The following is a 26,400-nucleotide window of genomic DNA, read 5'->3' as shown; positions in this document are numbered from 1 at the left end:
CCCCGGTCTGGCGACCTAGACTTCCTGTCATACCCGAGGAGAGCCGATATGTCCCAGATCCTGCCCAGTCCGGAAGAACTTGCCGCCCACGCGGCCGCCGAACCGGCATATGCCCAGTGGCTGCATGGCCGAGGTCCGCTTCAGCATAGCGCGCAGACCCGGGCGGCGGTCTTTCGCATGGCTCATCAATTGGTCCAGTACGGCCTGCAGCCGGACCTGGCCAGCGTCTACCGGCTGTTCAGCGCGCTGGACGAACTGACCTGCGCCGGCCTCTGGCTGGTGGCGCACATGACCTACGCACGGCGCGTGCGCCTGGACGGCGTGCGGCTCGAGGCTGAGGACTTCAAGGCGCAACCCGAGGGGCACACCGGCGGCGCGCTGAACATGGTGCCGGCCTATGCAGGCTACCTCGCGCTCAATGCACTGAGCGGCAAGACCCGGGGTTGGTTGATGGGGCAGGGGCACTGCGTGGCGGCGATCGATGCGCTGAACGTGCTGACCGGCAATCTGCATCCGGAACAGGCCGCTGCCTACGGGCAGGGCGAGGAGGGGCTGAATCGGCTGGTGCGGGACTTCTACAGCTATGTCCAGGCGGCGGATGGCAAGGTGGCCGCGCCGCTGGGCAGCCACGTCAATCCGCACACGGCGGGCGGCATCGCCGAGGGCGGCTACCTCGGTTTCGCCGAACTGATGTATGCGCACATGCCGCTGCCGGGCGAGACCCTGGTGGCCTTCCTCTCCGACGGCGCCGCCGAGGAGCAGCGCGGCAGCGACTGGATTCCCCGCTGGTGGCGCGCCGCGGATTGCGGCGCGGCGCTACCGGTGATGATCGCCAACGGCCGGCGCATCGAGCAGCGCACGGACCTTGGCACCCACGAAGGACTGGAAGGCTTCAAGCAGCACCTGCGCCGTTGCGGTTTCGACCCGGTCAGCTTCGACGGACGCGACCCGGCGGCCTTCGTCTGCGCTTTGTGGGAGATGGAGCAGCGGCTGGAGCACCGGGTGGAGGAAATGGCCCGTGGCATCCTCCACTATCCCTTGCCGATTCCCTACGGCATTGCCGAAACGGTCAAGGGCTTCGGCTTCTACGGCGCCGGCAGCAATGCCGCGCATAACCTGCCGCTGCCAGGCAACCCCAGCGAGGATGCGCAGGCACGCGAGCTGTTCAACCAGCATGTGGCGCCGCTCTGGGTCGAGCCGCAGGCGTTGGCCGAGGCCTGTGCGCTGTTCAGCACCTCCCGCGCCGGCCGGGGACTGGAGCGGGACAACCCGCTGGCGGTGCGCAGGCCCATCGAACCGTCGATCCCCGAACTGCATTACCGCAGCGACTTCTGCTCGCCGATGGCGGCGCTGGATCGTTTCTATGTGGACTTGTGCGCGGCGAACCCCGACCTGCGGGCCCGCGTCGGCAATCCGGACGAACTGGCGAGCAATCGCCTGGGGGGCGTCCTCAAGGCGCTCAAGCACCGGGTCTGCGAGCCGGAGAGCGAACTGGAGGCGGTCGACGGCCGGGTAATCACTGCGCTCAACGAGGAGGCGGTGGTCTCCGCCTGCCTGGCCAACCAGGGTGGTCTCAACCTGGTGGCGAGCTATGAAGCCTTCTGCGTGAAGATGCTGGGCGCGGTGCGCCAGACGATCATCTTCGCCCGCCAGCAGAAGGAGGCCGGCCGCCCCGCCGGCTGGCTCGGCTGGCCCCTGGTGGCGACCTCGCACACCTGGGAGAACGGCAAGAACCAGCAATCGCACCAGGACACCACGTTCTGCGAGGCGCTGCTGGGCGAGATGAGCGATATGGTGCGGGTGGTCTTCCCTGCCGACCACAACAGCGCACTGGCGCTGTTGCCGGAGATCTACCGCAGCCGTGGGCAACTGACCTGCATGGTGATTCCCAAGCGCGAGCGTCCCTCGGAGTTCAGCCGCGCCCAGGCCGAGCAACTGGCACGCGACGGGGCGCTGGTGCTGGAGGAGCATCCGGGCAGCGATCCACTGTTGCTGATCGCCAACGGCAGCTATCAGCTGGCGGAGATGCGCCGCGCCGCATCGCGCCTGGAGGAGGCCGGCTATCCCTATCGGCTGGTGTACCTGCAGGAGCCTGGCCGGTTCCGTGCGCCGCGCGACAACTGGGAACTGCAGTCGGTGGCCGACGAGGCGCTGACCGCCAGGTTGTTCCCCGATCATTGCGAGCGCCGGGTATTGCTGACGCACATGCGCCCGGAGGTGGCGCGCGGGCATCTCTGGCCGATCCTGCCGGACGCGCTGAAAACCTCGGTACTGGGCTATCGCAACCAGGGCGGCACGCTGAACGAGGCCGGCATGCTGTTCGCCAACCGCGCTTCCTGGGCCAATGTGCTGGCTGCCTGCGCGCGCCTGATGGACGTGCCGCGCACGGCGCTGCTGACGCCCGAAGAAGCGGCGGCCGTGGCGGGCAAGGGCGATCCGGCGCTGTTGCGTTGAGAGAGCGGGATGCGCTGAGGCGCGGCGCGCAACCGTTGGAGGACGGTTGCGCGGGGTTCAGCGTTTCAGCGGTTTGAGCAGACCGTCGAGGCCGTCGATCTTCAGCTCCAGGGTCAACTGCATCAGCTGACCCAGCTCACCCTTGGGGAATTCGCCCTTGCGGTGGAACCACAGCAGGTACTCTTCCGGCAGGTCTACCAGCATGCGTCCCTGGTACTTGCCGAAGGGCATCGGCGTGCGCGCGATCTTCAGCAACTGCAGTTTGTCGAGCATGGCGGGGCGAGGTTACTTCTGCAGCTTGATCTTGCAGCTGCCGGCGTCGAAGCGCTCGGTGGCGACCGGAGCGTTGGTCTTGTACTCGGTGAAGCTGTAGGTGAGGATCGCGCCCCTGGCCAGCAGCTGGCGGTAGCCGGTGTTGGTGCAGACGCTGTCACCCAGCTGGCTGCGGACGCTATCGGGGTTGGCGCGCATGCGCTCGGCGTGGCTGGCGCGCACACTGAGGTGGTTGATCAGTTGGTTGCCCTCGACGGTGTAGCCCTGGTCGAGAATGTCCTCGTTGATCGCGCGCGGGGTACCCTCGCTGCTTTCCTTGGCGACCTTGTCCAGCATCTGGGACAGTTCGAAGTCCTTCTTCGAGGCGGCGTGCGCGGCGGGGAGGACGAGACAGAGGGCGAGGGCGGTGAGGCGCAGCATGGGCATCTCCTGACAATGGTGCCGATTCGACCGTGCGGACCGATTGAGGTTCGCCGGTTATTCCAGGCCGCCATTGTCCCTGAAAAGCGTGTCCGTGCCGAGAAACACTTGTCACGCCGGCGGCAAATGGCCGTTGGCGGAGGATTCGCCGGTCGTCGTGGGGCGGGAAGCGGAGACGGCTCTGGTACAATCGCCGGTCCGCCTTCATCGTTCTATTCGAGCCACCGATGTTCCGATCCCTTCCTCTCATTCTGGTGGCGCAGCGATGAGCCACGCCGTTGCCCGTCTTCGCGACGAACGCCTGGCCCGTTGCGTCAAGCCGTTCGTGGCCCGCGGCTCGCGCTCGCCGCGCTGTGCCGGCTGCCGCCTGCGGCCGAACTACTGCATGTGCGGCCTGCGTCCTCAGGTTGAGTCGAACGCGGCGATGTGCCTGGTGATGTTCGATACCGAACCGCTCAAACCCAGTAACACCGGCTGGCTGATCGCCGAGACCGTGCCCGACACCTGGGCGTTCGGCTGGTCGCGCATCGAAGTCGATCCGGCCCTGGTGGCGCTGCTGGACGATCCGCAGTGGCAGCCCTACGTGGTGTTTCCCGGCGAGTTCGTCCAGCCGGAGCGTGTGGTGACCGAGGTGCTGCCGCAGGAGGGCAGGCGCCCGCTGTTCATCCTGCTGGACGCGACTTGGAACGAGGCGCGCAAGATGTTCCGCAAGAGCCCTTATCTGGATCGTTTCCCGGTACTGAGCATCACCCCCGATGCCCTGTCGCGCTACCGCCTGCGTCGCTCCAAGTTCGACGAGCACCTGTGCACCGCGGAGGTGGCGGCGTTGTGCCTGGGGCTGGCCGGCGATCGCCGTGCCGGGGATGCGCTGGACGCCTACCTGGATGTGTTCAGCGAACGTTACCTGGGCTCCAAGTGCCAGCAGCCGCTGGACGAGCAGAGCCCGGCGCACCAAGCGCTGATGCCCTTTACCAAGGGATCGGATTCGTAGGAGCAACTGTCTTTTTCTGGACACTCTGTGCCGGCACTTCCCCCTCACCCCAACCCTCTCCCTCAGGGAGAGGGGGCAGATCGTTCCGGCTGACGCTAAGGCTTCATCCTGCGTCGAACGGTTCCCTCTCCCGCTTGCGGGAGAGGGTTAGGGTGAGGGCTCTTGATCTCGTAGGACTTCGTCCGCGACGCTGTGGGGGCGGGGCTGTTCGCGAGCAAGCTCGCTCCTACAGGCTTGGTCCGAGGCGTATGACGTTTGACCTTGGTTTCCGGTCGTACGGACTTCAACCAGGATGCCTGTCACCGAGCGCTTTACGCTCAACCAGCGAGCCAACTGACGGCGTACAACCGCGAACGGTTGTACGCTCTACGGGCTTCCGGTTCGCCCCTGGCCCCACAGGTTCAGGCCGCCTGTGCCTCGGCCTTCTTCGGCCACAGTTGCGCCACCAGCATGCCGGCGAGCATCAGCGCGCAGCCCAGGTAGCCGCGCAGGTGCAGGGATTCGTCGAGGAACAGGGCGCCGGCGATGGCGGCGAATACCGCTTCGAGCGACAGGATGATCGCCGCGTGGGAGGCGATGGCGTGCTTCTGCGCCACGACCTGCAGAGTGAAGCCGGTGGCGACGCCGAACAGGCCGCCATAGATCAGGGCGGGGCCTGCCTGGACGATGGCGTCCCAGCGGATTTCCTCGAAGATCAGCGCCAGGATCAGGCTCACCACCGCGCAGGTGACGAACTGCAGAAACGCCAGGCGGATCGGGTCGTAACGGCTGGCGAACAGGCCCACCAGCAGCACGTGGCCGCCCCAGACGAGGGCGCCGGTCAGTTGCAGCCAGTCACCGGAGGCGACGTGGAAGTCCGGGCCGATGCTCAGCATGGCCATGCCGATCACCGCCAGCGCCGCGCCAATCCAGGTGCCCATGCCGGTGCGATGGCCGATCACCAGGCCCAGCAGCGGCACGATGATCACGTACAGGCCGGTGATGAAGCCGGAGTTGGTCACGCTGGTGAACAGCAGGCCGACCTGCTGCAGATTGATCCCCACGGTCAGTGCGGTACCGATGGCCAGGCCCGCCAGCAGCAGGCCACGGTTGAAGGGCTGTGCCCCACGCTTGCTCGACCAGGCCAGCAGCGGCAACAGTGCCACGGCGCCGAGGGTGAAGCGCAGGCCGGTGTAGAGGAAGGGGCCGATGGCGTCCATCCCGAGGCGTTGCGCGACGAAGGAGACTCCCCAGATCATCGCGGTAAACAGCATCAGGATATCGGCGCGCAGCGCGTGGCTTTTCATTTGTTGTTCTCGAACGGCAGGAAAAAAGCGGAACTCTGCCGTAACGCCCGTGCTTTGGAAAGGGGAACGGCTTGCCCGCGGGCACAGTGGCAGAGCGTTCGGGACACACTGAAAGTACCGTGTGGCGATGTATTCGCGGCGGACACCGGGGGTTGTCTTTGCGTACAATGTGACAAGCAGTGCTGTATCCGGCTCCGACCTTTCCTGCGCAAGTCTGGCTGTTATCCACGGCGGGGCTTCGGCGCGGCCTTCAAGGACTTTCCATGGCTTCCTACGAGATCCTGATCGCTGACGATCACCCGCTGTTCCGCAGTGCTCTGCACCAGGCCCTGACCATCGGCCTGGGACCTGAGGCGAGACTGTCCGAGGCGGCGAGTATCGCGGACCTGGAGGCCAGGCTGAACGAAAAGTCGGACTGGGACCTGGTGCTGCTGGACCTGAACATGCCAGGCGCCTACGGCTTCTCCGGACTGGTGCTGCTGCGCGGACAGTACCCGCAGATTCCGGTGGTGATGGTTTCGGCGCAGGAAGATGCCGCGGTGGTGCAGCGTTCCCGTGAGTTCGGCGCCAGCGGTTTCATCCCCAAGTCCAGCGAGATGAGCACCCTGCAGCAGGCCGTGCGCGCGGTGCTCGACGGCGACGTCTGGTGGCCGCCGCAGGTGGATGCGGCGACCGAGATGAGCGAGGAAGTGCGCGCCGCCAGCGCCGGCCTTTCCAGTCTCACTCCGCAGCAGTTCCGTGTGCTGACCATGGTCTGCGAAGGCCTGCTGAACAAGCAGATCGCCTTCGAGCTGAGCGTCTCCGAAGCCACGGTGAAGGCCCACGTCACCGCGATCTTCCGCAAGCTCAACGTGCGTACCCGCACCCAGGCGGCGCTGTTGCTGCAGCAGATGGAGTCGGTCCCGGGGGCGTGACCTCGTCACATCCTGTCAAACCGCATGAACCCTTTTTGACGCGCACTGGTATAGAGTGCCGCGACTTTTACCTGTGAGAATCGCTCGTGTCCGCTTCCCCCTTCAAAGGCCAGACTGGCCTGAAACGCATCTTCAACGCCGCCGGTTATTCCCTGGCCGGCTTCGCTGCCGCCTTCAAGGGTGAGGCTGCCTTCCGCCAACTGGTACTGATCAACGTCATCCTGATCCCGCTGTCGTTCTTCTGCGACGTCACCCGTGGCGAGCGCGCGCTGATGATCGCGGTGTGCCTGCTGGCGCTGATCGTCGAACTGCTGAACTCCGCCATCGAGGCGGTGGTGGACCGGGTCTCCCTGGAGCGCCACCCGCTGTCGAAGAACGCCAAGGACATGGGCAGCGCCGCCCAGTTCGTGGCGCTGACCATCATTACCGTGACCTGGGCGGGAATCCTGCTGGGCTGAATGCAGAGCCGTGCCCTGTAGGAGCGAGCTTGCTCGCGAACCTGCAAGGCACGGTGCGTTCCCTTTCGCGAGCAAGCTCGCGCCTATAGGTGGGGCGAACCTTTCGTAGGATCGGGCTCCGTCCGCGATGGGCCGCGCGCCGATGCGGCTTGGGGCGTCACGGAATCATCGGCAGCACGATCTCGTCGCTGCGCGTCACGCCCGCCGTTTCGCTGCGGCACAGGTCGAGGAACTCGCGCATGGTCGCGGTCTGGTACTTCTGTCTGTGCCAGATGAAGTAGAACTGCCGGCGCAGGTCCAGGTCCGGTGTTTCCACCGGCACCAGGCTGCCGCGGCGGAAGGCGTCGCGCAGCGCCAGGCGCGAGATGCAGCCGATCCCCAGCCCCGACTCCACCGCGCGCTTGATCGCCTCGGTGTGCTCCAGCTCCAGCCTCACGTTCAATGGCTCTACGTGGTGCCGCATGGCCTGGTCGAAGGTCAGCCGCGTGCCGGAGCCCTGTTCACGCAGAATCCACGCTTCCTCGATCAGTCGTTCCAGGTCCGCGCGGCCTTCACGGGCCAGCGGGTGCTGCGGCGCGCAGAACACCACCAGTTCGTCCTTCATCCACGGCTGCACCTCGATATCCGGATGCTGGCAGTCACCCTCGATCAGGCCCAGGTCCAGCTCATAGTGGGCGATGCGCTGCACCACGTGGGCGGTGTTGTGCACGTGCAGGCGCACCCGGCAGTCCGGCTGGCGTTGCATGAAGCGGCCGATCAACAGGGTCGCCAGGTAGTTGCCGATGGTCAGGGTGGCGCCCAGGTCCAGCGAGCCGAAGGCGCTCTTGCCGTTGAGCATGTTTTCGATCTCGCTGCCCCGGTCGAGCAGGGCCACCGCCTGGGGCAGCAATTGACGGCCGAGGGCGTTGAGGGTCAGGCGCTTGCCGGAGCGGTCGAACAGCTTGCAGTCGAACTGCCGCTCCAGCTCGCCCAGCGCGGTGCTGGTGGCCGACTGCGACATGGACAGCGCTTCGGCGGCGCGGGAGACGCTTTCCTGCTGGGCGACAGCGACGAAGACCTCCAGCTGGCGCAGGGTGAATTTCATGGGATGGACTCCAGAAGGGCAGCGCGACATTCGGTCGCCCCGGTCTAGGAAAGGTCTGACGGTATCCTTTCGCATCGACATGACGCGGCCTTATCTGCGTTTTGGATTAGCAATATCCAGATAATTTATTTTGCGGATATTGTCGCCGCCTATAAAATGTCGCGCAATTGCGCTACGTCCGGGATTTGCTGGGGTGCGCCACGATTTTCCTAGGAGTCCTTGATGAGCAACCTGTACACCGAGCGCGTTCTCAGCGTGCACCACTGGAACGACACCCTCTTCAGCTTCAAGACCACCCGTAACCCGGGCCTGCGCTTCAAGACTGGCCAGTTCGTGATGATCGGTCTGGAAGTCAACGGTCGTCCGCTGATGCGCGCGTACAGCATTGCCAGCCCGAACTACGAAGAGCATCTGGAGTTCTTCAGCATCAAGGTTCCGGACGGTCCGCTGACTTCGCGTCTGCAGCACCTGAAGGAAGGCGACGAGCTGATGGTCAGCCGCAAGCCCACCGGCACCCTGGTGCTGGACGACCTCAAGCCCGGCAAGCACCTGTACCTGCTGAGCACCGGCACCGGCATGGCGCCGTTCCTCTCGGTCATCCAGGACCCGGAAGTCTACGAGAAGTTCGAGAAGGTCATCCTGGTCCACGGCGTGCGTTGGGTCAGCGAGCTGGCCTACGCGGACTTCATCACCAAGGTCCTGCCGGAGCACGAGTACTTCGGCGAGATGGTGAAAGAGAAGCTGATCTATTGCCCGTTGGTGACCCGCGAAGAGTTCCACAGCATGGGTCGCCAGACCGACCTGATGCGCAGCGGCAAGCTGTTCGCCGACATCGGCCTGCCGCCGATGAACCCGCAGGACGACCGCGCCATGATCTGCGGCAGCCCGAGCATGCTGGACGAAACCAGCGAAGTGCTGAACAGCTTCGGCCTGCAGATTTCCCCACGCATGGGCGAGCCGGGCGACTACCTGATCGAGCGCGCCTTCGTCGAGAAGTAAACCGCGCTGTCGGCTCGAAAGAACGCCGCGATTCCTTTGGGGGCGCGGCGTTTTTTTATGCCCCGCATTTCAGCGCTGACGGCGGGGGCTTTTCGTAGGAGCGGTGCATGGGATTGCGTCACCCTAACCCCGGCGGCGCGCCCCGCTCCTGAGGGAGAGGGGGCTGTTCGCTGCAGGAGGAAACTGTGGCGCCAGCCGGCACGGCTTGCTTTTCGTAGGAGCGAGCTTGCTCGCGAACCTGGCCGCATCGTGCCTTGCGGGTTCGCGAGCAAGGGCTAGGCGCCCCCCTCGGTCCTACAGAAGGCGTTGCCCGGAAACCGCCGGGTGGTACAGCGGCTGCACCTTGTTCCCCGCCGGGTCGAGCAGGTGGAAGCTGCGTGCGCCGTCGCCATGGTTGAAGGGGCGGTCCAGCAGGGTCACGCCACGGGCCTTGAAGTACTGGTACCAGGCTTCCAGCTCTTCCACGCTGTCGACGATGAAACCGTAGTGATCCATGGTCTGCAGGCCGTTGGCCGCGCCAACGCCGCGTCCGAGGGAGAGGTTGTCGTTGCCGCAGGTGAGGTAGACCAGGTCTTCGTTGGCGCGGTTGAGGACTTCCATGCCGAGCACGTCGACGTAGAAGCGTTCGCACTCTTCCAGGTTTGGCACCAGCAGGGCGAGATGACGCAGGCCGTTGAGGCGGCCGGGGCGGGCAGGGAGATCGGACATGAACGGGATTCCTTTTTTGTATACAATTTATTTTCAAATTTAAAACAAAAGGAATGCCCTGTGTACAGTCTCTTTATCAAGATCCGCGTAAAGCCCGGAACCGCCGATGAATTCCTTGCCGCCATCAAGGTCAATGCCGCCGCGTCGGTGGCCAGCGAGCCGGGTTGCCTGGTGTTCGATGTGTCCCAGGACCGCGTCGATCCGGACGTGATCTACCTCTACGAGATCTACCGCGACGACGCGGCCTATGACGCGCACACCCAGACTGCACACTTCCGCGACAGCCGCCCGCTGGTGGAGCCGCTGATCCTCGAACAGGAGTGCTTCGAGAGCGACGTGATCGCCCTCAACCCGGTGAGCTGAGGGGCGTCAGCCTTCGCCGCGGGCGAGATCGATCACGCGGATTTCGCCGTCGGCGGGGTAGTGCCAGTGCACGTCCAGGTCCCACAGGCGCACGCCGTAACGGCGCTCGGGCGGCGGCTTCTGGTAGGCCGGGCGTGGGTCCTGGGCGAGGCACTGCTCTACCAGCTCGCGCACCGGCTGGCCGAGGCGCAGGCCGTGCTCGTGGGCCTGGCGCAGGGCCTCGTCGCTCCAGTGCACAGCGATGGGCGCGGGCGGCGCGTCGGCGATGGCGTTGCGGGCATCGCTGATGATGTCCGCGTAGGGCACGTAGGGCTTGATGTCGATTACCGGCGTACCGTCCAGCAGGTCGATGCCGGACAGCCAGAGGCGGCCGGGCTCGACTCTCTCCAGCTTCACCACCGATTGGCCGATGCCATTGGGGCGGTGGGTGGCGCGGGTGGCGAACACGCCCATGGACTGGTTGCCGCCCAGACGCGGTGGGCGCACCTTCAGCCGCGGCTTGTCTTCCAATGCCTGATGGAAGAGGAACAGCAGCCAGACGTGGCTGACCTGCTCCAGGCCTTCCACCGCGTCGCCCGTGTCGAACGGCGGCAGCAGCTCCAGCACGCCGGTCGCGGCCGGGGCCAGTTGCGGCTGGCGCGGGATGGCGAACTTCTCCTTGAAGCAGGAGCGGACGTGGCCAATGGGCGAGACGATGTGGGGCATGGCGGCACAAGCTGTTGCAGGAGCCGCCATGGTACCCGATTCGGCGTTCATCCGAGGTGGAAGCCGCCATCGATGGGGATGATGTTGCCAGTCATGTAGGCCCCGGCGGCGCTCGCCAGGCTGATCGCCAAGGCGGACATTTCCTCTTCGCGGCCCCAGCGGCGCATGGGGATGACGGCGGTGTCCTCGGCCATGGCCTGCTCGTCGTTGGCGATGTGGCGGGTCATCTTGCTGGGGAAGCGGCCGGGGGCGATGACGTTGACGTTGATGTGGTCGCCCACCAGCTCGCGGGCCAGCATGCGCGACAGTTGGTGCAACGCGGCCTTGCTTGGGCCATAGGCGTAGGCGTTTTCGCCGTGGGACGTGACGCCGGCCACCGAGCCGATATTGATCACCCGCGCGGGGCTTTCGGTGCTGCCGGCCTTCTTCAGCAGCGGCAGCAGTTGCTGGATGCAACTGAACACGGCGGTGACGTTGAGTTGCATGACCTTTTCCCAGCCCGAGGCCGGGTAGCTTTCCAGTGGCGCGCCCCAGGTGGTGCCGGCGTTGTTCACCAGGATGTCGAGGTGATCCAGACGCTCGTTCAGCTCGCTGGCCAGGGCGCGGGCGCCTTCCTCTGTGGCGAGGTTGGCGGGCAGGCCGATGCACTCGCCGTACTGCGACAGCTCGGCAGCGGTCTCGGTGCAGGCGGCTCCGTCGCGGGCGCAGATGATGACCTTGGCGCCGGCTTCGAGCAGACCCTGGGCGATCATCCGGCCAATACCGCGGGTACCGCCGGTGACCAGTGCGGTCTTGCCTTCGAGGGAAAAATAGCGGTGCATGAGCCTCTCCTGGCTGCGAAATTCGCCTCACCGTAGCGGGATCGCCGAGGGCCTCCGAGCACTATCGAGAACGTAAATGGCGACGCATCACAACCGCACTGCGCTTTCTTAACCGGCGCATAACTTCTGCTGCCCTAGTGTCCACGGATCTTCGAGTGGCTGGGGGCCCGGGTGATGCAGGGGTGGAGCAGAGAGCGCAAGGCGTTGGCGTTGCTCATGGGCGTTTCGACCTTGCTGCTGGTGTTCGGCCTGGGCGGCCGCGAGGTCTGGGGGCCGGAGGTACGCTGGGCGGATATCGTGCTGCAGATGCTGCAGTCGGGGGACTATCTCGATCCTTACCTGAGTGGCTCGCCGTACTACGACAAGCCGCTGTTGTCCTACTGGCTGATCGCAGCGCCCGCCAGCCTGTTCGGCCTCAATCACTGGACGCTGCGCGCCAGCAGCGTGCTCGCCGGGCTGGGCAGCGTCTGGCTGGTCTGGTGGCTGGGTGAGCACTTGCTGCGCAAGGGCACCGGCCTGCTGGCCGGCTGGCTGATGGCGACCACCTTCTACTTCCTGTTCTGGGCGCGGGTGGCGACGGCGGACATGCTGACGGTGTTCGGCGTGCTGGCGGCGCTGGCCTGGTACTGGCGTGGGCCGGAAGACACGCGCTTCTCGCGCTACCTGGGGTTCTGTCTGATCCTGACGCTGACCTCGCTGTGCAAGGGGCTGATCGGCTTCGTCCTGCCGGTGCTGATGCTGCTGCCGCACCTGTTCAGCGTCGGGCGCTGGCGTCGCCATTTCAACCTGCGGTTGGTGGTGGCACTGGTGGTGTCGGCCGGGGTGTACGCGATTCCCTTTGCGCTTTCGCACTTGTATGGCCAGCCCACCTATGGTGAGAGCGGCCTGGCGCTGGTATTCCGGGAGAACGTAGTGCGTTTCTTCCAGCCCTTCGATCATGAGGGGCCGATCTACAGCTACCTGATCTACCTGCCGGTCTACACCTTGCCCTGGGCGCCGCTGTGGATCGCCGGGTTGTGGTACGCCGGGCGCCACTGGAAGCAGCTGGAGCCCAATGCGCGCTGGCTGGTCTGGGCCCTGGCGCTGCTGTTTGCGTTCTTCACCGCCAGCGGCAGTCGGCGCAGCTATTACGTGCTGCCGTTGGTGCCGTTCGCCCAGTTGCTGGCGGCCTGGTGGGTGGTGGAGTCCCGCCATCGGCGCGGTCTCGCCGGGCTGGGGCGTATCTGGCCGCGCGCCCTCGGCGTGGGGGCCGTGGTGATGCTGCTGGTGCTGGGCGTGGCCTATCCGTGGAGCAATGGCGGCGGCGGGGTTCCGGAGTTCGCCAGCGACGTGCGCAGCCAGGCGGAGCGGACTGCGCCCTGGTCGCAGTGGCGGGTGCTGATCCTCGGTGATCACGATGCGCGGCTGCCGATGTACCTGGAAAAGCGCGGCTCGCCCCAGGCTCATCCGCTCCATTTCGAGCGCTCGGGATATCCACGGGGCGACAGTGCCGCATTGTTCGCCTGGCTGCGCCAGCGTACCGGCGAAGACTGGGACCCGTCGCGCACCCTCATCATCTCCCAGGTGACGCATGAAGGAGAGCAGCCTCTGAGCTGGCTCACGGCGGATCACCGGCTGATCGAGTCGCAACTCAACAATGGGCAGCGCCTGGGGCGCGCGAAGAACAAGGAGGCCAGCCTGGCCTATCTCCCTGTTGGAGCGCCGAGCCCGATCAGCACGAGCGCAGCAGCCGCCGGAGCAGGAGCAGGTAAGGCGGCAGATTGATCGCCAGTACCACGAGGCCGAGGACGACCTGGGTTGCTTCGGTCAGGCCGGCGGGGTAGATCAGCGGGATCAGGTAATGCTCGATGAAGCCGCCGCTGTAACCGTGGTCCCCGGCCAGGGCGCGGAAGTGGTTCTCCAGCGGCGTGAGTGGGCAATAGAGGTGGAGGAGTTCCACCGCCATGCCCCAGGCCGCTGCCGGCACGTGTAGCCAGGCCAGGCGCGGCCAGCGCAGCACCAGCAGGCCGCCGAGCAGCACGAAGAGGATGAAGCCCAGGTGCAGCAGGACGACGGCGTCGGCGGCGAGGCGGTAGAGCACGACGGCCTCAGCGCTGCTGGCGCTGGGTCAGGCCCTTGAGGAAGTTGCGCAGCAGTTGGTCGCCGCAGGGCCGGTAGTTGTTGTGGCCAGGCTTGCGGAACAGCGCGCCCAGTTCCGTCTTGGTGACGATGAAGCCCACGCTGTCGAGGATCGCGAGGATGTCGTCGTCGCGCAGCTCGAAGGCCACGCGCAGTTTCTTCAGGGTGATGTTGTTGGTCAGCGGCAGTTCCACCGGCGGCAGCGGTCGGGATTCGTCGCGGCCACGGCGATGCACGATCAGGCCGTCGAGGAAGTGCGCCAGCACGCGGTCGCTGCACGGCTTGAAGTCCGGCTCGTCGTCGCGGGCGAGGAAGGCACCGACATCCTCGGCGCTGAGGTTGAAGCCGGCCAGCGCGGTGATCTCGGCGACCTGGGCGTCGCGGATGTCCAGCAGGTAGCGCAGGCTGCGCAGTACGTCGTTGTTGGTCATGGGCTTTCCAATAGCAGAAATGAAAAGCCCCGCATCAGCGGGGCTTTTGCGGATCAGACCAGTTCGGCCCAGAGGTCGTACTCGTCGGCGTCGGTGATGCGCACGCGCACCTTGTCGCCCGGCTTCACGTCGAAGGTGTCGACGTATACGGCACCGTCGATTTCCGGGGCGTCGGCGAAGGAGCGGCCTACGGCGCCTTCATCGTCCACTTCGTCGATCAGCACGTCGATTTCCTTGCCGATCTTCAGCTGCAGGCGGGCGGCGGAGATGGCCTGCTGGTGCGCCATGAAGCGCTCCCAACGGTCCTGCTTGACGTCGTCGGGCACCACGTCCAGGCCCAGGTCGTTGGCCGGGGCGCCTTCTACCGGGGAGTACTGGAAGCAGCCGACGCGGTCGAGCTGGGCTTCGGTCAGCCAGTCCAGCAGGTACTGGAAGTCTTCCTCGGTCTCGCCGGGGAAGCCGACGATGAAGGTGGAGCGGATGGTCAGCTCGGGGCAGATCTCGCGCCACTTCTTGATGCGCGCCAGGGTCTTGTCCTCGAAGGCGGGGCGCTTCATGGACTTGAGCACTTTCGGGCTGGCGTGCTGGAAGGGGATGTCCAGGTAGGGCAGTAGCTTGCCCTCGGCCATCAGAGGGATCACATCGTCGACGTTGGGGTACGGGTAGACGTAGTGCAGGCGCACCCACACGCCCATAGAGGAGAGCGCCTGGCACAGCTCCAGCATGCGGGTCTTCACCGGCTGGCCGTCCCAGAAGTCCATCTTGTACTTCAGGTCCACGCCGTAAGCGCTGGTGTCCTGGGAGATGACCAGCAGCTCTTTGACGCCGGCCTTGACCAGGCGCTGGGCTTCGCTGAGCACGTCGCCCACCGGACGGCTGACCAGCTTGCCGCGCATGGACGGGATGATGCAGAAGCTGCAGCTGTGGTTGCAGCCTTCGGAAATCTTCAGGTAGGCGTAGTGACGTGGGGTCAGCTTGATGCCCTGCGGCGGCACCAGGTCGATCAGCGGGTTGTGCTCGGCCTTGGGCGGGATCACCTCGTGGACGGCATTGACCACCTGCTCATACTGCTGCGGGCCGGTGACGGCCAGCACGCTGGGGTGTACATCGCGGATGCTGTCTTCGGCCACGCCCATGCAACCGGTGACAATCACCTTGCCGTTCTCGGCGATGGCTTCGCCGATGGCGTCGAGCGATTCGGCCTTGGCGCTATCGATGAAGCCGCAGGTGTTCACCACCACCACGTCTGCGTCCTGGTAGGTGGGGACGATTTCGTACCCCTCCATGCGCAGTTGGGTGAGGATGCGTTCGGAATCGACCGTGGCTTTGGGGCAACCCAGGCTGACGAATCCGACTTTGGGTGTGGCGGTGGACATGTGCGGCTAACCTCGAAGGGCGCGCTGGTGGCGCCTCTGATCAAAAAGTGCGCAATTCTAGCGGCAGCCCGCGCGCTTGACCAGTCTCCCTGGGACAAGCTGTCGCAGGTCCCTGCAAGCGCGTGCCAGCCGGTAATTGTGGGCAACAGGCTCTATAGTCTTTCAAATCGAATGCGACCGGCTCTTGCATCGACGAAAGGGTCGGAGCAGGATGCGCCGAATTTTTCTGAGGAAATTTGTTACATGTCCGATGCAAGCGCCGGCACCGTTGAGCATGAACAGCCCCATTCCAGTTCCGCGATCGGCCTGATGGTCGGCGCCGTGGGCGTCTGCTACGGCGATATCGGCACCAGCCCGCTGTACACCCTCAAGGAGGTGTTCGTCGGCGGTTATGGTGTGCAGGCCAACCACGATGGTGTGCTCGGCGTGTTGTCGCTGATCTTCTGGTCGCTGATCTGGGTGGTGTCGATCAAGTACGTGATCTTCGTGCTGCGCGCCGACAACCAGGGCGAGGGCGGGGTGATGGCGCTGTCGGCCCTGGCCCGCCGCGCCGCAACCGGTCGCCGCAGGATGCAGGCGATGGTGGTGGTGGCTGGCCTGATCGGCGCCGCGCTGTTTTACGGCGATAGCATGATCACCCCGGCGATTTCGGTGCTTTCGGCCATTGAGGGTCTGGAGATCGCCTTCGACGGGCTGGAGCACTGGGTGGTGCCTCTGTCGTTGATCGTGCTGGTCGGGCTGTTCCTGATCCAGAAGCACGGCACCGCGCGCATCGGCATTCTGTTCGGACCGGTGATGGTGGCCTGGTTCGTCGCTCTGGCGGCACTCGGCATCTACGGCGTGTCGCAGCAGCCGGAAGTGCTCAAGGCGATGAATCCGGTCTGGGCGCTGAACTTCTTCATCTCCCACCCCGGCATCGGCGTGGCCATCCTGGGCGCCACCGTGCTGGCGCTGACCGGCGCCGAAGCACTGTACGCGGACATGGGCCACTTCGGCCGCAAGCCGATCGCCCGCGCCTGGTTTGCCCTGGTACTGCCGGCCCTGGTGCTGAACTACTTCGGCCAGGGCGCGACCATCCTGGTCAATGCCGAGGCTGCGCGTAACCCCTTCTACCTGACCGCGCCGGGCTGGGCGCTGCTGCCGATGGTGGCGCTGTCCACCCTGGCCACGGTGATTGCTTCCCAGGCGGTGATTTCCGGCGCCTTCTCCCTGACCCGCCAGGCCATCCAGCTCGGCTACGTGCCGCGCATGGTGATCCAGCACACCTCCAGCCATGAGCAGGGGCAGATTTACATCGGTATGGTGAACTGGGCGCTGATGGTCGGCGTGGTGCTGTTGGTGCTGGGCTTCGAGTCCTCCGCTGCCCTGGCCTCGGCCTACGGCGTGGCGGTGACCGGTACCATGCTGATGACCACCCTGTTGATGGGGGTGGTGATCTGGCTGCTGTGGAAGTGGCCGCTGTGGCTGGCCATTCCGTTCTTCCTGATGATGCTGCTGGTGGACAGCCTGTTCTTCGCCGCCAACCTGCCCAAGGTGGTCCAGGGCGGTGCCTTCCCGGTGATCGCCGGTATCGGCCTGTTCATCCTGATGACCACCTGGAAGCGTGGTCGCCAGTTGCTGGTGGACCGCCTCGACGAGGGCTCGCTGCCGCTGCCGCTGTTCATCTCCAGCATCCGCTCGCAGCCGCCGCACCGTGTGCAGGGCACCGCCGTTTTCCTCACCGCGCGCTCCGATGCAGTACCCCATGCGCTGTTGCACAACCTGCTGCATAACCAGGTGCTGCACGAGCAGGTGGTGCTGCTCACCGTGGTCAACGAAGACAGTCCGCGGGTCAGCCCGGATCGACGCTTCGAGGTGGACGCCTATGGGGAAGGCTTCTTCCGCGTGGTGCTGCACTTCGGCTTCATGGAAGACCCGGACATTCCGCTGGCGCTCAAGCTCTGCCACCTCAACGAGCTGGACTTCAGCCCGATGCGCACCACCTACTTCCTCAGCCGCGAGACGGTGATCCCGTCCAAGCTGATCGGTATGGCGCGCTGGCGCGAGGGGCTGTTCGCCTTCCTGCTGAAGAATGCTAACGGCAACCTGCGCTACTTCAATTTGCCGCTGAACCGGGTGATCGAGCTGGGGACGCAGGTGGAAATCTAAGGCCCCGTGACCAACAAAAAAGCGCGCCGATTGGCGCGCTTTTTTGTTGGTCGTCTTTGTAGGAGCAACTGTCTTCTACCGGGCTAATCCCTGCCTGCGCTTCCCCCTCACCCCAGCCCTCTCCCAGAGGGAGAGGGAGCCGTCCGTGCCGGCTGACGCCATGGTTTCATCCTGCACCGAACAGTCCCCTCTCCCGCTTGCGGGAGAGGGTTAGGGTGAGGGGCCCTTGGAGCGGACCTTGTCCGCGATCCGCCAACAGGAGCGATCTTGGCGGGCGAAGGGTAGGGCGTATAACGCTCCGCGTTATACGCCGATTGGCCTTGGTCTCAGTGTGCCTCGGGATTGGCCTCAACGCTGGCGATGGGGCTTGGCGTATCGGCGTACCACCGCGAACGGCTGTACGCCCTACGGTGAGCGGAGCCTCACTCTGGCTTCGCTTCACCCTTGCCCGGCAGCATGCGCACCAGGGTGTTGTCGCGGCTGATGTAGTGGTGGAACAGCGCGGCCAGGGCGTGCAGGCCGATCAGCCAGTAGCCCAGCACGGCGATGGTCTCGTGCCATTCCTTGACCTGTTTGGCGAGGTCCGGGTTCTTGTCCACCAGGTGCGGCAGCTCCAGGCCCCAGAAGGGGATGGGCTTGTCGGCGGCGCTGAGGATTACCCAGCCTGCCAGCGGCAGGCCGATCATCAGACCGTAGAGTGCCACGTGCATCAGCTTGGCCAGCTTCATCTGCCAGCTCGGCGGAGCGGGGAGAATGGGCGGGGCCGGGTAGATGAGGCGGCCGATCAGGCGCAGCCAGACCAGCGCGAAGACGCTCAGGCCAAGCACGAAGTGCCAGTGCTTGAGAAACTCGCGGGCTTCGCTGCCCTTGGGGAAGTTCCCGCGCAACTCCATGCTGGCGTACACCGCCGCGATCAGCAGCAGCATGATCCAGTGCATGGCGATGGACAGGCTTCCGTAGCGGGAGGGTTTCTTTGTCAGGCTCATGACGTTTCCTTGTGTGGCTTCGCGGGCCCCGCTCTGGCAACGGGGCTGACAGTGTCAGTCTAGAGCCTTAAGCCAGCCTGAAGCAGCTCCAGTCCATGGAGAATGGGCCGCATCGAGCGGCCCTTTGATAAGGGTCAGCCTTCGTTGTCGGCTGCCTGGCGGGAGCGGATGGCGTCGACCAGACGCTTGGCGAGGGCTGGATAGTTCTCGTCGAAGTGGTGACCGCCGGGGAGCTGGAGGTTTTCCCCGACCGACTGCGGTTGGGTGCAGCCGCTCTCGTCCTTTTCCTCGATGCCGTACACGCACAGCACCTTGGGCCCTGGCAGACGGGCCATTTCCGGACCGGTGGCGGCTTCCTGGCCGGCCTTGCCCAGCCAGCCTTGTACTTCGATCTCGAAGCTGCCGCTGCGGGCGAAGGCCAGCAGGATCACCGCGCTGACATCCTTCTTGGCGTCGGCCGGCAGGCGGTTGTAGATCGCCGGCAGTACATCGGCGCCGAAGGAGTAGCCGGCCAGCACGAAGTGCTTGGCACCCCATTTCTGGCGGTAGTGCTGCATCAGTACGGCGAGGTCGGCGGCGCTCTGTTCGGGGCTCTTGTGCTCCCAGAAATAGCGCAGGGCATCGACGCCCACCACCGGATAGCCCAGCTCGGCCATCTGCGCCGCGACGTCGCGGTCCAGGTCGCGCCAGCCTCCATCGCCGGAGTAGAACAGGGTGACGGTTTCCGATGGTTTGGCAGCAGGGACTTCGACTACCGGCACATTGTCATTGCCACCTTGCAGCAGGTGGCGCAGTTGGTCGGCGAGGACCTTGGGCAGTGGGGTGTCGTAGTCGCTGATCACCGTTTCGGCGTTCTTCAGGCCGCGAGCGAAGCGCGCGCTGGCATCGTCCGGGTTGTCGTTCCAGGCGGCCAGCCAGTGGCCGTGGGCGGCGCTCTGCGGCAGGGGCGTGGCGGTGCAGTCGGGCTTTTCCAGGGAGAAGCCGACCGACAGGGCGTGGGCCTTGTCGTCGCTTTGCCCGGCGAGCCAGCGCCAGGCGTAGGCGCCACCCTCGCCGATGCCGGCGACCAGGGTCGGCTGACCGTCCAGCAACTCGCCGGCGGCCTGGATGCGTTGCTGCTGGGCGGCGCAATCCTTGTCCGGGAAGACGAACTGCACCACACGGGCGCCGCTGTCGTGGGCCAGGGCCAGCAACTGGCCGTCATCCAGTTTCTGGTCCGGCTGCACCGCCAGCAGGACGCGCGCAGTGGGTTGCTTGGCGGGGATGGCCAGGGCGACGGCGCTGCCGTCGGACAACTGGCGGTGTTCCAGGGAGGCCTGGGAAGCGGGGCGGCTCCACAGCAGCAGGCCGACCGCGATGATGATCAGGAGGAGCAGGGCGAGCAGATGCCGCCAGCGACGTTTCAGCATTTCAGCGTTTCACCAATCCACTCAGGCCGCCGGCGATCAGCGCGGCGGTATCGGCCAGCGCCACCAGCGGGTCCAGTCCGGCGGGCACGGCCAGGTAACGGGGTTCCCAGTCGGGCTGGAACTTGTCCTTGAAGCGACGCAGCCCCTGGAAATTGTAGAACTGCTCGCCCCGGCGGAAGACCAGGGCGCCCAGGCGCTGGGTCAGCGGCGCGCCACGGCGCGGCTGGAGGCCGGCGAGCGGCACCATGCCCAGGCTGAAGCGGGTGTGCCCGCTTTCCTTGTAATGCAGGATCAGGCCGAGCATGAGGAATTCCATGGTCAGCTTCGGTGCGTCGGGCACCATGCGCATCAGGTCGATGCTCGCCAGCTCCTTGCTGCCGGTTTCCAGCAGGTTGGCGAAGGCCACGGCGCGGCCCTCGTGGCGAATCACCACGATGCGGAAATAGCTCAGGTATTCAGGGGTGAAGCGACCCAGGGAGAAGCCCTTCTCGCGGACGTTCTTGCCGCCCAGCCAGGCGTCGGAGATCGCCCGCAGCTCTTCCATCGGCGCCTGGCCCGGTTCGTGGAACTCCAGGCTGAGGCCGTCGCGCTGACCTCGGTTCCAGGTGTAGCGCAGGTCCTTCATTTCCTTGCCCTTGTTCTCCAGGTCGAAGCGACGCAGGTCGACCCGAGCCTCCTCGCCGAGCTTGAGGGCGGTCAGGCCGATGTCCATGTACAGCGGCAGGTTCTCCGCCCGCACCTGGTAGAACACCGGGCGCGCGTGGTGCAGGTCGCAGAGGTCGCGGAACTGCCAGATCAGCTCGGCGCGGGACTGCGCCGGACCCACCGGGTCGAACAGCGCCACCAGGCTGCGGCCGCGGCGGGCGTACATCAGGAAGGCGTCTTTGCCTTCGTGGAACAGCAGCGCCTTGTCGCCGGAGAGGGCCAGGCCGCCGTCCGGTTGCGACGAACTGGCCAGGATGCCGGCAGCGGTATCCAGGTCTTCGCGACTGGGTTCGAGGATCGCCGGTGGTTCGGTGCGCAGCAGCCAGTACAGCGCCAGTGCGGCCAGCAGCACGCAGCTGCCCAGGGCGGCGCGCAGGCCGCGCGGAGCGTCGGCGTCCAGGGCGAATTGCCACCAGAGTTCCTGATCGTAGGGTACGTCCTGGTAGGCGAACAGCAGCAGCCAGATGGACGCGGCGATGACGCAGGCGGCGGCCCCCAGATAGAGCGGCGAGAAGGGCAGGTCCATCAGGCGGCTGCGTCGGTAGAAGGCGCTGCGGAAGATCACCAGCAGCGCGGCGGTGAAGCTCAGGATCAGTGCTTCTTCCCAGTCGAAGCCCTTGAGCAGCGACAGCACCGCGCCGGCCACCAGCAGGCCGAGGGTCAGTGCCCAGGCGGCGGACAGGCGACGGCGCAGGCCATAGGCGAGCAGCAGGCAGAGTACGCCGATCAGGCTGGCGGCCAGGTGCGAGGCATCGATGAGGCGGTGCGGCACCAGGAAGCCGATCTCCTCCAGGCGGGTGTCGATGGAAGGCGTGGCGCCGGAGAACAGCAGCACGATGCCGGAGATGAATACCAGCAGCGAGAGGATCTGCGCGGCAAAGCCGGAAGTGATCCGCACCGCCTGCTTGGCCACCAGCACGCGCCGGGCTTCGAGGAACAGCAACAGCAGGCAGGCGATGATCAGCGGCAGCACCACATAGATCAGGCGGTACAGCAGCAGCGCGGCGGCCAATGGCGCGGCGCCCAGTTGCCCGGCGAAGGCCGCCAGCAGCACGGCCTCGAAGACGCCGACGCCGCCCGGCACATGGCTGAGCACGCCGGCCGCCAGGGCAATCAGGTAGACCAGCAGGAAGGCGCCGAAGGGCGGGGCTTCGGGTAGCAGCAGATAAAGCACGGTGGCGGCGCAGGCGACATCCAGTGCGGTGATCAGCAGTTGCAGCAGCGACAGACGCAGGCCGGGCAGGCGCACGGTGCGGCGACCGATGCGCACCAGATGGCTGTCGGGAGACGGCTGTTCCGGCAGGCGCCGGCGCTCGATGCCGACTACCAGCAGAATGCAGAAGGCGATGATGCCCAGGGCGAGCACCGCCACCAGCCAACTCGGCAGGTGCAGGGCCAGGGAGGCGTCGGACAGGTCGCTCAGGGCCGCCAGCGCGGCCAGTATCGGCAGCGCGCAGCCCAGGGACAGGCTGGCGAACAGGGTCATCCGCGCGACTTCGGCGGCGCCCAGGCCCTGGCGGGCATACAGGCGGTAGCGCACGGATCCGCCCGACAGCATCGACAGCCCCACGGCATTGCCGATGGCGAAGGCGGAGAAGCCGCCGGTCAGCAGTGCCGAGGGGGAGAGTCTCACCCCGGCGAAACGGGTGGCGGACCATTCGTAGCCCAGCAGGGTGATGAAGCCGGCGACGGTGGCGGCGAAGGCGCCTGCCAGCGATGCAGTGGGGACGTCGAGGATGGCGTCGTGCAGGGAATAGGCGTCGATGTCGCGCAGCAGGTGGTAGCAGGCGATCAGCGCGAGGCTGAACAGCAGCAGGGTAACGCCCAGGCCGATCGGCTGGCGATTGGCGTTGATCCAGTGCAGAAGCCCGCTGCGCTGCGGCTGCTCGCCGGTCGCGGGGCTGTCTGGGGTGGCAGGGTTGGCGCTCATCGGGCACCTCATCGAATTTGCGCGACAGAGTAGGGGCAGTGGCGCGATTTCCCAAGTCCCTCGGGAGGATTTCTTCCTGGGGGGCGACGATTTGCTGAAGCAGTTTCTTCGGCACAACGAAAAAAGCCACTCCTAAGAGTGGCTTTCTTCTTGATGTCTGGTTGCGGGAGCAGGATTTGAACCTACGACCTTCGGGTTATGAGCCCGACGAGCTACCAGACTGCTCCATCCCGCGGCGGCCATTCTACTGGGATGAAAGCTGTTGTCAATCAATATTTCGTTTTTGATCAATAATTTAAATTCACGCGCAAACGAAAAAGGCCACTCCGAAGAGTGGCCTTTTCCTTGTGTCTGGTTGCGGGAGCAGGATTTGAACCTACGACCTTCGGGTTATGAGCCCGACGAGCTACCAGACTGCTCCATCCCGCGGTCGCCATTCTACGCATGGAGCCTGGGGTGTCAACCGAAAGTTTGGAAAAAGTGATTTTTTATCAGTCGCTTAGCGATTGCCAGCAGCCCCGGGACGCCGCTGTGGGGCGGCTTCCGGGGCTGTCACGACATCAGAAGGCGATGCCGGCGGTGAGCGTTCCGGCGACACCGTGGCTGTCGCCGCCACTGAGCGCCTTCACCTCGGCACCAAGGCTCAGGTCACCCCGGGTCGCCTTCAGGTTCAGCCCTGCCTTGACCAGGTAGTTACTGTCGAAGGTCGAGACCTGTTCGACCTCGAAGCCTGCCAGGGAGGCATTGCTGGTGACCTGCGGGTCGTTCATGAAGTGCTCGTAGCCCAGGCTTACGCCCGGTGCCACGTTCCAGTCGCCCAGGCTCTGGTTGGCCAGACCGATGTCCAGGCCGAGCAGGGCGCTGTTCAGGCTGCGGTCGGTGCCGTCGACGTCCAGGGCCAGGTCGCTGCCTTTCTCGTGGAAGTCGTCCAGCTTGACCCGCGCGCTGCGCAGGCCGATCGAAGGCTCCAGGTCCAACCCACCTGCATGCAGGCGATAGCCGAGCAGGCCGGTGGCAGCAAAGAAGCTGCCGTTGCTGTCGCCCTTGGCGGTGCCCAGGCCGTTGCCCAGGTCTCGCTTGCTGTCGTAGTCGATCCAGCCGGCGTCCAGGCGCAGGTCGGCGTACAGACCCTGGTTGAGGTCCTCCAGCGCCCAGCGGCCGCCAACGGTGAGCAGTGCGAGGTCGGCGTCCGCATCGGCGCCGGCGCTACCCAGCGAGCCCCAGTTGTAGCCGGCGCCGGCACGGGCGCTGAGGTTGTCGCTGAAGCGATGGGTTGCGCCGATCAGGGTGCCCTGAGCGTGTTCGTTGCTGCTGGCCACGCCGTCGCGGCTGTCGGTGCCCACATAGCTGGCCAGGGCTGTCATCCACAGGCGGGTTTCGCCGTCCTTCAGATCGCGGCCGCTGGCGTAGGGGGCGATGGCGTCGTCGATCTGCCCGGCCTCGCGCAGCAGGTAGCTGCCAGCGTCGGCATGGATCTGCCCGCCAACCCGCGACTCGACGCCACCCAGGGTGCCGGCGTCGATCGCCGATTGCAGGTAATAGTTGTAGGCGGTGTAGTGGCCGGACAGGTCGCTGTCCTGCAGGGCCGCCAGCAGTCCTGCGCCGGCGGCGTCGTTGCGGGCGAATCCAGCCTGGCCGGGCAGGCTGTTGAAACGCACCAGTTTGCCGCGCAGAACATAGAGGGTTTCCTGGTCGAGTCCCAGGCCCTGGGTCAGGTAGTTCTGCACCGAGCCGTAGCTGGCCTGGATCTGGTCCAGGCCGGCTTGCAGGTAGCTGGACTCCACGCCCAGCAGCGGCTGGTAGATGGCAGCGAAGGCCGGTGACATCTTGTTCAGTTGCGCCAGGGTCGCGGCGGTGCGAGCGGCGGTGTAGGTGTTGGTGGCCAGGTAGTCCTGCATGATGGTCGCCGAATCCACCCCGGCGATGGATTGCAGCATGGCAGCGGTCCAGCCGGTGCGGTCCTTGCCGGCAGTGCAATGGAACAGCGCCGCATCGTCGGCGGCGGCCAGTTCCTCGAACAGGTGGCGGTACTGCGCGCGCTGGCCGGCGTCGGTGACGAAGGCGCGGTTCATGTCCTGCATCATCTGCCGCGAGGCCGCCGCGCTGGTGAGCGACATGTTCACGGTGCTGGAGCCGATGATGTTGATGTTCTCGTAGACCGCGCCGGTGGGCAGCGTATCCGGGGTGCCGGCGATCTCGCTGGGCGTGCGCAGGTCGAAGACATGGCTGATGCCCAGGCCATTGAGGGTCGCGAGGTCGGATGCGGTCGGGGTCAGCGCGTTGGAGCGGTAGAACACGCCGCCACGCATCACACCGTCATGGGCGGTGCTGTAGGCGCTGGTGGTGCCGGCGACATCGCGGAAGTTGTCGATGCCGGTCAGGCGCGGGGTATTCAGGGTTTCTGCCTGGGCGGGAGCGGCGGCCAGGGCGACGGCCAGTGGAAGCACCAGCAAGGAAGCGGAACGCAGCGAACAAGCGTGCACGTTATGACTCCATGTCTATCTGTATGGATTTGGACGGGGGTCCCACATCCTTGACGCCTCCGATGAACGGTTGGCGGCAGTTTGGTGAAAAATTGATTGCAGGGTCAGATTTCGCTGTGGATTTGGCGCGGGAGGCGGCGGTTTTTTTGCATTACCATGAAGGCGTTTTCAGTCGTCGCTCCCTGGCGACTCCCTGGCGGTGCAGGCACCTTCCCGTGACACGGCAACGAAAGATCATCCACATCGATTGCGACTGCTTCTATGCCGCCATCGAAATGCGCGACGACCCCAGCCTGGTGGGTAAGCCGCTGGCCGTGGGTGGTTCGCCGGACAAGCGCGGGGTGGTCGCCACCTGCAACTACGAGGCGCGCGCCTATGGCCTGCATTCGGCGATGGCGATGCGCACGGCGGTGAAGCTGTGCCCGGACCTGACCATCGTCCGTCCGCGCATGGACGTGTACCGCGAGACATCCCGCGAGATCCACGCGATCTTCCGTGACTACACCGAGCAGATCGAGCCGTTGTCGCTGGACGAGGCCTACCTGGACGTCAGCGACAGCGAGCGTTGCGGCGGCAGCGCCACGCGGATCGCCCAGGAGATTCGCCGGCGTGTCTGGGAAACCCTGCACATCACAGTCTCCGCCGGGGTGGCGCCGAACAAGTTCATCGCCAAGATCGCCAGCGACTGGCGCAAGCCCAACGGTCTGTTCGTGGTGACGCCGGATGAGGTGGACGGCTTCGTCGCCGAATTGCCGGTGAAGAAGCTGCACGGCGTGGGCAAGGTCACGGCGAAAAAGCTGGCGCGCCTGGGTATCCGCACCTGCGCGGATCTGCGTGACTGGTCGCGAATCCAGTTGGCGAAGGAGTTCGGCAGTTTCGGCGAGCGCCTGTGGGGGCTGTCGCGGGGGATCGATGAGCGTCCGGTACAGGTGGACAGCCGGCGCCAGTCGATCAGCGTGGAGAACACTTTCGATCAGGACCTGCCTGACCTTGCCGCCTGCCAGGAGGAGTTGCCGTCATTGCTGGGTGAATTGGAACGGCGCATGACCCGCCTGGACGCCAGCTACCGGCCGGGCAAGCCTTTCATCAAGCTGAAATTTCATGACTTCACCCAGACGACTCTGGAGCAGGCCGGCGCTGCGCGGGACCTGGACAGTTACCGACTGCTGCTGGGGCAGGCCTTCCAGCGCGGCAACAAGGCGGTAAGGCTGATTGGCGTGGGGGTGCGTCTGGTCGACCTGCGCGGGGCGCACGAGCAGCTCAGCCTGTTCTAGGGGGCTACCTGCTCCAGGGATAGTTGCCGTTTCGACGTGGCCCACGACGAAACGGCCATCCTGT

The 26,400-nt window shown here is 65.6% G+C and carries 23 protein-coding genes and 2 tRNA genes; 9 read left to right on the top strand and 16 right to left on the bottom strand.

Going from position 1 to position 26,400, the window contains the following annotated elements; genetic code table 11:
- Positions 1–48 precede the first annotated feature (48 nt).
- A complete protein-coding gene (locus O6P39_RS20135) occupies positions 49–2,454 on the top strand; it encodes a xylulose 5-phosphate 3-epimerase (protein ID WP_275608207.1) in 2,406 nt (801 codons plus the stop codon).
- Positions 2,455–2,511: 57 nt separating this feature from the next.
- Here the strand turns inward: O6P39_RS20135 and O6P39_RS20130 are convergent, their stop codons facing one another.
- Both O6P39_RS20130 and O6P39_RS20125 read right to left on the bottom strand, forming a co-directional pair.
- Positions 2,512–2,727 (bottom strand): DUF3820 family protein, encoded by a 216-nt coding sequence (locus O6P39_RS20130; protein WP_275608206.1) that lies wholly within the window; start codon positions 2,725–2,727, stop codon positions 2,512–2,514.
- Between the two features lie 12 nt (positions 2,728–2,739).
- Complete coding sequence (locus O6P39_RS20125; protein WP_275608205.1) at positions 2,740–3,147, bottom strand: quorum-sensing-regulated virulence factor family protein; 408 nt, start codon at positions 3,145–3,147, stop codon at positions 2,740–2,742.
- 265 nt (positions 3,148–3,412) lie between these two features.
- Between O6P39_RS20125 and O6P39_RS20120 the strand changes: the two genes are divergently transcribed.
- A complete protein-coding gene (locus O6P39_RS20120; protein ID WP_275608204.1) occupies positions 3,413–4,138 on the top strand; it encodes a tRNA-uridine aminocarboxypropyltransferase in 726 nt (241 codons plus the stop codon).
- Positions 4,139–4,539: 401 nt separating this feature from the next.
- Here O6P39_RS20120 and O6P39_RS20115 read toward each other — a convergent pair whose 3' ends face one another.
- Positions 4,540–5,424 carry a DMT family transporter gene (locus O6P39_RS20115; RefSeq protein WP_275608203.1) on the bottom strand — a complete coding sequence of 295 codons (885 nt, stop codon included), beginning with the start codon at positions 5,422–5,424 and terminating at the stop codon, positions 4,540–4,542.
- Positions 5,425–5,687: 263 nt separating this feature from the next.
- On the opposite strand from O6P39_RS20115, the gene erdR reads away from it, so the two are divergent.
- Positions 5,688–6,338, top strand: coding sequence for a response regulator transcription factor ErdR (gene erdR, locus O6P39_RS20110; protein WP_275608202.1), 651 nt, complete (start codon positions 5,688–5,690; stop codon positions 6,336–6,338).
- 86 nt (positions 6,339–6,424) lie between these two features.
- Positions 6,425–6,796: a diacylglycerol kinase gene (locus tag O6P39_RS20105; protein ID WP_024765290.1), complete on the top strand. Its 372-nt coding sequence runs from the start codon at positions 6,425–6,427 to the stop codon at positions 6,794–6,796.
- 157 nt (positions 6,797–6,953) lie between these two features.
- Here O6P39_RS20105 and O6P39_RS20100 read toward each other — a convergent pair whose 3' ends face one another.
- The gene (locus O6P39_RS20100) at positions 6,954–7,880 is read right to left on the bottom strand and encodes a LysR family transcriptional regulator (protein ID WP_275608201.1); all 927 of its coding nucleotides are present in this window, start codon (positions 7,878–7,880) and stop codon (positions 6,954–6,956) included.
- Positions 7,881–8,102: 222 nt separating this feature from the next.
- On the opposite strand from O6P39_RS20100, the gene fpr reads away from it, so the two are divergent.
- Positions 8,103–8,879, top strand: coding sequence for a ferredoxin-NADP reductase (gene fpr, locus O6P39_RS20095; RefSeq protein ID WP_275608200.1), 777 nt, complete (start codon positions 8,103–8,105; stop codon positions 8,877–8,879).
- Between the two features lie 294 nt (positions 8,880–9,173).
- On the opposite strand, the gene O6P39_RS20090 is transcribed toward fpr, so the two are convergent.
- Positions 9,174–9,587, bottom strand: coding sequence for a VOC family protein (locus tag O6P39_RS20090; protein WP_275608199.1), 414 nt, complete (start codon positions 9,585–9,587; stop codon positions 9,174–9,176).
- Positions 9,588–9,647: 60 nt separating this feature from the next.
- On the opposite strand from O6P39_RS20090, the gene O6P39_RS20085 reads away from it, so the two are divergent.
- Entirely contained in the window at positions 9,648–9,950 is a 303-nt protein-coding gene (locus O6P39_RS20085; RefSeq protein WP_275608198.1) for a putative quinol monooxygenase, read from the top strand.
- 6 nt (positions 9,951–9,956) lie between these two features.
- On the opposite strand, the gene tsaA is transcribed toward O6P39_RS20085, so the two are convergent.
- Entirely contained in the window at positions 9,957–10,655 is a 699-nt protein-coding gene (tsaA, locus tag O6P39_RS20080) for a tRNA (N6-threonylcarbamoyladenosine(37)-N6)-methyltransferase TrmO (RefSeq protein ID WP_275608197.1), read from the bottom strand.
- 47 nt (positions 10,656–10,702) lie between these two features.
- A complete protein-coding gene (locus O6P39_RS20075; RefSeq protein WP_275608196.1) occupies positions 10,703–11,476 on the bottom strand; it encodes an SDR family oxidoreductase in 774 nt (257 codons plus the stop codon).
- A gap of 216 nt (positions 11,477–11,692) precedes the next feature.
- Here O6P39_RS20075 and O6P39_RS20070 point away from each other — a divergent pair, with 216 nt between their 5' ends.
- Entirely contained in the window at positions 11,693–13,240 is a 1,548-nt protein-coding gene (locus O6P39_RS20070) for a glycosyltransferase family 39 protein (RefSeq protein WP_275608195.1), read from the top strand.
- Here O6P39_RS20070 and O6P39_RS20065 read toward each other — a convergent pair.
- Genes O6P39_RS20065 through rimO form a run of 3 tightly spaced genes read right to left on the bottom strand, consistent with a single transcriptional unit; the run spans position 13,188 to position 15,401 of the window.
- Positions 13,188–13,556 (bottom strand): DUF2784 domain-containing protein, encoded by a 369-nt coding sequence (locus O6P39_RS20065; protein WP_275608194.1) that lies wholly within the window; start codon positions 13,554–13,556, stop codon positions 13,188–13,190. The two genes, O6P39_RS20070 and O6P39_RS20065, sit on opposite strands and share 53 nt — an antisense overlap.
- Positions 13,557–13,563: 7 nt before the next feature.
- Positions 13,564–14,025: a DUF1456 family protein gene (locus O6P39_RS20060; protein ID WP_275608193.1), complete on the bottom strand. Its 462-nt coding sequence runs from the start codon at positions 14,023–14,025 to the stop codon at positions 13,564–13,566.
- Between the two features lie 53 nt (positions 14,026–14,078).
- A complete protein-coding gene (gene rimO / locus O6P39_RS20055) occupies positions 14,079–15,401 on the bottom strand; it encodes a 30S ribosomal protein S12 methylthiotransferase RimO (RefSeq protein WP_275608192.1) in 1,323 nt (440 codons plus the stop codon).
- A 243-nt stretch (positions 15,402–15,644) separates the two neighbouring features.
- Here rimO and O6P39_RS20050 point away from each other — a divergent pair, with 243 nt between their 5' ends.
- A complete protein-coding gene (locus O6P39_RS20050) occupies positions 15,645–17,549 on the top strand; it encodes a potassium transporter Kup (protein ID WP_275608191.1) in 1,905 nt (634 codons plus the stop codon).
- 422 nt (positions 17,550–17,971) lie between these two features.
- Here the strand turns inward: O6P39_RS20050 and O6P39_RS20045 are convergent, their stop codons facing one another.
- From O6P39_RS20045 to O6P39_RS20020, 6 genes are all read right to left on the bottom strand, one after another.
- Positions 17,972–18,535, bottom strand: a complete 564-nt coding sequence (locus O6P39_RS20045) for a cytochrome b (RefSeq protein ID WP_275608190.1) — start codon at positions 18,533–18,535, stop codon at positions 17,972–17,974.
- A gap of 134 nt (positions 18,536–18,669) precedes the next feature.
- Complete coding sequence (locus O6P39_RS20040) at positions 18,670–19,944, bottom strand: AcvB/VirJ family lysyl-phosphatidylglycerol hydrolase (RefSeq protein ID WP_275608189.1); 1,275 nt, start codon at positions 19,942–19,944, stop codon at positions 18,670–18,672.
- Between the two features lies 1 nt (position 19,945).
- Positions 19,946–22,591, bottom strand: coding sequence for a bifunctional lysylphosphatidylglycerol flippase/synthetase MprF (gene mprF, locus O6P39_RS20035; RefSeq protein WP_275608188.1), 2,646 nt, complete (start codon positions 22,589–22,591; stop codon positions 19,946–19,948).
- Positions 22,592–22,737: 146 nt separating this feature from the next.
- Positions 22,738–22,814, bottom strand: a tRNA-Met gene (locus tag O6P39_RS20030).
- A 117-nt stretch (positions 22,815–22,931) separates the two neighbouring features.
- A tRNA-Met gene (locus O6P39_RS20025) sits at positions 22,932–23,008 on the bottom strand.
- Between the two features lie 131 nt (positions 23,009–23,139).
- On the bottom strand, positions 23,140–25,062 hold the full coding sequence (locus tag O6P39_RS20020) for a tyrosine-protein phosphatase (RefSeq protein ID WP_275608187.1): 1,923 nt from the start codon (positions 25,060–25,062) through the stop codon (positions 23,140–23,142).
- A 275-nt stretch (positions 25,063–25,337) separates the two neighbouring features.
- Between O6P39_RS20020 and dinB the strand changes: the two genes are divergently transcribed.
- Positions 25,338–26,336: a DNA polymerase IV gene (gene dinB / locus O6P39_RS20015; protein ID WP_275611991.1), complete on the top strand. Its 999-nt coding sequence runs from the start codon at positions 25,338–25,340 to the stop codon at positions 26,334–26,336.
- Positions 26,337–26,400: the final 64 nt, after the last annotated feature.

Origin of the sequence: Pseudomonas sp. PSE14 (assembly GCF_029203285.1) — a bacterium.
In the GTDB taxonomy this organism is placed as follows: Bacteria; Pseudomonadota; Gammaproteobacteria; order Pseudomonadales; family Pseudomonadaceae; genus Pseudomonas.
The sequence above is the reverse complement of the archived record's forward strand: the minus strand, read 5'-3'. Positions and strand labels throughout refer to the sequence as shown.